Annotated in this window: 6 protein-coding genes; 3 read left to right on the forward strand and 3 right to left on the reverse strand. The window is 63.5% G+C overall.

Features of this window, described 5'->3' with window-relative positions:
* Positions 1 to 991, reverse strand: a 991-nt coding sequence (locus EN745_RS30585) for an ATP-binding cassette domain-containing protein (protein WP_145992225.1), incomplete at its 3' end; no start/stop codon positions are given.
* 60 nt (positions 992 to 1,051) lie between these two features.
* Positions 1,052 to 1,189: a hypothetical protein gene (locus EN745_RS36405; protein WP_189363206.1), complete on the reverse strand. Its 138-nt coding sequence runs from the start codon at positions 1,187 to 1,189 to the stop codon at positions 1,052 to 1,054.
* Positions 1,190 to 1,461: 272 nt separating this feature from the next.
* Between EN745_RS36405 and EN745_RS30590 the strand changes: the two genes are divergently transcribed.
* Positions 1,462 to 2,193 carry a rhomboid family intramembrane serine protease gene (locus tag EN745_RS30590; protein WP_127422970.1) on the forward strand — a complete coding sequence of 244 codons (732 nt, stop codon included), beginning with the start codon at positions 1,462 to 1,464 and terminating at the stop codon, positions 2,191 to 2,193.
* A 105-nt stretch (positions 2,194 to 2,298) separates the two neighbouring features.
* Positions 2,299 to 2,730, forward strand: a complete 432-nt coding sequence (locus EN745_RS30595; RefSeq protein ID WP_126054363.1) for a CBS domain-containing protein — start codon at positions 2,299 to 2,301, stop codon at positions 2,728 to 2,730.
* 59 nt (positions 2,731 to 2,789) lie between these two features.
* Here EN745_RS30595 and EN745_RS30600 read toward each other — a convergent pair whose 3' ends face one another.
* Positions 2,790 to 3,047, reverse strand: a complete 258-nt coding sequence (locus EN745_RS30600; protein ID WP_127422971.1) for a YjhX family toxin — start codon at positions 3,045 to 3,047, stop codon at positions 2,790 to 2,792.
* A 282-nt stretch (positions 3,048 to 3,329) separates the two neighbouring features.
* On the opposite strand from EN745_RS30600, the gene gatB reads away from it, so the two are divergent.
* Positions 3,330 to 4,579: Asp-tRNA(Asn)/Glu-tRNA(Gln) amidotransferase subunit GatB (gatB, locus tag EN745_RS30605; RefSeq protein ID WP_127422972.1), on the forward strand; the 1,250-nt coding region annotated here is incomplete at its 3' end.

Raw genomic sequence — 4,579 nt, forward strand, 5'->3', positions numbered from 1 at the left:
GTCCTGGCCCGTTCGAAAGCCAGGGTTTTCCGTCGATCTCGAAATTGCCTTCGGCAAGGATTTCGAGGCCAAACAGCGCGCGCAGCAGCCGGCTCTTGCCGGAACCAAGCGTGCCGATGATGGCGACGACCTCGCCCGAGCGGAGATCGAGGTCGAAGGGCTCGGCGCCAGCGACCAGCCTGGCACCCTTGACCGACAGGATCACCGGCGCGGTCGACGCCTTGTCGCGACGGGTGGCAGCTTCCAGCGGCCGGCCGATCATTGCGGCCACCGCCGCCGGGAAGTCGATCGGTCTGGCAAAGGCGCCGACGATGCGGCCGCCGCGCATTACGACGGCGCGGTCGGCGATCGCGGCGAGATCGCCGAGCCGGTGCGAAATGTAGAGCACCGCCATGCCGCTTGCGTGCAACCGCCGGATGACGGCGAACAGCCGCTCGGCTTCGGTGGTCGAAAGGCTCGATGTCGGCTCATCGAGGATCAGGACGGAGGCGCTCGCGGCGACGGCACGGGCGATTGCAATCAATTGCCGCTCCGCCGGGCGAAGGTCGATGAAGTCGCGGTCGAGCGCCAGGTCGAGATCGATCAGTGCCGCGATCTCCTTCGCGCGCTTGCGGATCGACCTGTTCGAGACGAGAAAACGCCCGCCCGGGCTGCAAAGCTCGTCGAGCACAAGATTCTCGGCGACCGTCAGCCCGGGAGCACCCGCCTGGTCGGTTGCCTGATGCACCGTCGCGATGCCGGCGGCCTTGGCGGCGCTGGGCGAGGCGAAGGCAACGGCCCTGCCGTCCAGCATGATCGTGCCCGCATCGGGCGTGTACGAACCCGACAGAATCTTCACCAAGGTCGATTTGCCGGCGCCGTTGGCGCCCATCAGCGCCACGACCTCGCCGGGGGCGACGTCAAGGTCGGCGCCAGCGAGCGCGCGTGTCGGCCCGAAGGACTTTTCGATGCCGGTAACGGAGACGGCGATGGCTGAGGCGGCTTGTGGCAAGGTGCGTGAGCTTCGGGCTGATGGCGGTGCGCTGGGGGCGGAGGGTGATAGTCGCCTTTGTCACCTGTCATATTCCATGGTCGCCAGCCCGGCATTGTAGTCCGGCGAATAGACGATGCCATTGGCATCGACGAACACGTTGGTCGACTGGATTGCTTGCCGGCCGGTTGGGGCGCTTGTCAGCGTCTCGGAGACCAAGCTGCGACGCCGGCGGCGAGAGCCAACGAGAGGATATGCTTGATCATGTGGAGACCCCTTTGAAATCGGCCGCATTCTAGGGAGGGGTCTTGCTGCTTCCGAGAACGCGCGTTGCGAGTTTCGCGAACGCCAGAGCATTTCCACTTTGTCTCCTTTCGGGTTCTTAGCAAATGACGGCGAGGCTGCGGCCGCACGCTTTGGGAAACAGAATTGTTTCAACCCGGGCGCCCTTGCTCTAAAGCTCGCCGATCGAATCCCAGGATGCTTTGTCAATGAGCGAGCCGGTTAGCCCTTCGGAAATCGAACAGCAGGACGATGCGCCGGAACCGCGCCGCGAACCGGTGTTCAACCTGCCGTCGGTGGTGCTGGCGGTGATCGGCATCTGCATTGCCGTTCATCTGGTGCGCGTCTACCTACTGACCGACGACCAGGATTTCGCCCTGCTGGTGCGGGCGGCGTTCATCCCGATCCGCTATTCCGGCCGTTATGACCTCGAGGTTTATGCCTTCACCAGCCCCTTCACCTATGCGTTCCTGCATGGCGGCTGGGCGCATCTCCTGATCAACATGGTGTGGCTGGCGGCGTTCGGCTCGCCGCTGGCGAACCGATTCGGCGCGCTTCGCTTCGCGCTGTTCTTTGCGGTGACGGGGCTTGCGGCGGTGGCATTGTTCTATGTCCTGCATCCGCTCGGCGAGGCGCCGCTGGTCGGCGCTTCGGGCGCGATTTCCGGCATGATGGGGGCGGCGGCGCGCTTCGCCTTCCGCATCGACCGCTCGTCGGGCAGAGGCGCCTTTGCCGGCGCGCCCTTGCCGATGACGGAGGTGTTCCGCTCGCGCGGCGTCGTCACTTTCCTTGGCGTCTGGATGGCGATCAACCTCGTCACCGGCCTGATAGGCTTTGCTCCAGGCGTCGACGGACAGATCGCCTGGGAGGCGCATATTGGCGGCTTTGTCGCCGGCTTCTTCGGCGTGCGCGCTTTCGACCGCCGCCAGCCGCTGGAGTGAGCCGCGCCGCACTTGAAATGCAAACAATCACGGCGCACCATGTTCACCGGAACGTGAATGCCGGTCAGGGCAGGAACCGGCAAGCAACAAGCTGAGGAGGACGCCATGACTGTTAAGGCAATTCTCGAGAAGAAGGGCCATGACGTGTTGACGCTCGGGCCGAACGAAAAGCTGAGCGAGGCCATCCGCATCCTGACCGAACACAGGATCGGCGCGCTGGTCATCACCAATGGCGACCACAAGATCGTCGGCATCCTCTCCGAGCGCGACATCGTGCGCGTGCTGGCCAAGGAAGGTGCCGCGGCGCTCGACATCGCGGTACGTTCGGCGATGACGCCGAAGGTGAAGATCTGCAACGAGAACCACACCGTCAACGAGGTGATGGAGATCATGACCAAGGGTCGCTTCCGCCATCTGCCGGTGGAAAAGGATGGCCTGCTCTACGGCATCGTGTCGATCGGCGACGTCGTCAAGCGTCGCATCGAAGATGTCGAGCGCGAGGCCGAGGAGATCAGGGCCTATATCGCCACCGCCTAGCAAACGTGGCGAGAACCGCCGGCCGCTGCCGGCCGGCGGATTTTGAGGCGCGAATGCCTCTACCTGTTGTCGAGTTCGGCGCGGACGAGTTCGAGCCCGCGCCTGGTGATGCGGTAAGGCCCGCCACCCGACGAGGAAACCGCCTTCTTCCGCTTCAGTTTTCGAAGCAGCTCGAGATCAACGCCTGGGTAGCGCCAGCCGTCGCGGGTCAGGCATTGGACCGAAGCGATTTTCCTACTGTCATTCTTTTCGATTTCGATGCGCCCGCCCTGCGCGAGCAGGTGCAGGATGCGCTGTTCAATGCGCGAGATATCCATTTGGACAATTCCCGGGAAAACATCAAAAAGCCACCGCCGCGAGATTTCGCGGCACGGGGTTTCAGGTTTTGTCGCCCTGCCTCGCTACGAGGTCAGGGCCTTACCGGGACTGAGCGTAAGTGGATATCCACTCTCCATTGGATGGACGTCCTATAGGCGAAAGCGGCCGAAAAGGCCAGCGCGCGGCTTTGCGCTTGTCTCGCCGGGCGGTTTGCACTAGCGAAGGCCAACACCCAAATTCGCGAAAATCGCAATTCTCGCGAGCCACAAGCGCAGGCCACCATGAGCATCATCGATACCCGCACCCCCGACGCAAAACGACTGATCCCCGGCGCCACCGGCGACTGGGAAGTCATCATCGGTCTCGAAGTGCATGCCCAGGTGACCTCGGAGGCGAAGCTGTTTTCCGGGGCGTCGACCTCGTTCGGCGCGGCACCCAACGCCAATGTCAGCCTGGTCGACGCGGCGATGCCCGGCATGCTGCCCGTCATCAACGAGGAATGCGTCAAGCAGGCGATCCGCACCGGCCTTGGCCTGAAGGCCGAGATCAACCACAAGTCGGTTTTCGACCGGAAGAACTATTTCTATCCGGACCTGCCGCAGGGCTACCAGATTTCGCAGTTCAAGCAGCCGATCGTCGGCGAGGGCAAGGTCATCGTCTCGGTCGGCCCGGACCGCCAGGGCGAGTTCGAGGACATCGAGGTCGGCATCGAGCGGCTGCATCTGGAACAGGACGCCGGCAAGTCGATGCACGACCAGCATCCGACCATGTCCTATGTCGACCTCAACCGTTCCGGCGTGGCGCTGATGGAGATCGTCTCCAAGCCGGATATGCGCTCGGCCGACGAGGCCAAGGCCTATGTGACCAAGCTGCGCACCATCGTGCGCTATCTCGGCACCTGCGACGGCAACATGGACGAAGGCTCGCTGCGCGCCGACGTCAACGTCTCGGTGCGCAGGCCGGGCGGCGCATTCGGCACGCGCTGCGAGATCAAGAACGTCAACTCGATCCGCTTCATCGGCCAGGCTATCGAATACGAGGCGCGCCGGCAGATCGCCGTCATCGAGGATGGCGGCACGATCGACCAGGAGACGCGGCTGTTCGACCCCAACAAGGGCGAGACGCGCTCGATGCGCTCCAAGGAAGAGGCACATGACTACCGCTATTTCCCCGACCCGGACCTTCTGCCGCTGGAGTTCGACCAGGCCTATGTCGACGCGCTGGCCAAGGATCTGCCGGAACTGCCCGACGACAAGAAGGCGCGGTTGATCGCGGCGCTCGGCCTGACGACCTATGACGCCTCGATCCTGGTGTCCGAAAAGCCGATCGCCGACTATTTCGAGAAGGTGGCCTCCGGCCGCGACGGCAAGCTCGCCGCCAACTGGGTGATCAACGATCTGCTTGGCGCTCTCAACAAGGCCGGCAAGGACATTGAAAATGCTCCAGTTTCGCCCGAGCATCTCGGCGCCGTCATCGATCTGATCAAGGAAGGCACGATCTCCGGCAAGATCGCCAAGGACCTGTTCGAAAT

The organism is Mesorhizobium sp. M4A.F.Ca.ET.022.05.2.1 (genome assembly GCF_003998845.1).
Classification (GTDB): Bacteria; Pseudomonadota; Alphaproteobacteria; order Rhizobiales; family Rhizobiaceae; genus Mesorhizobium.

Coding starts and splice junctions, on each gene's coding strand:
- EN745_RS30595 (WP_126054363.1), top strand. CDS start 2,299: ATGACTGTTAAGGCAATTCTCGAGAAGAAGGGCCATGACGTGTTGACG.
- EN745_RS30600 (WP_127422971.1), bottom strand. CDS start 3,047: ATGGATATCTCGCGCATTGAACAGCGCATCCTGCACCTGCTCGCGCAG.
- EN745_RS30590 (WP_127422970.1), top strand. CDS start 1,462: ATGAGCGAGCCGGTTAGCCCTTCGGAAATCGAACAGCAGGACGATGCG.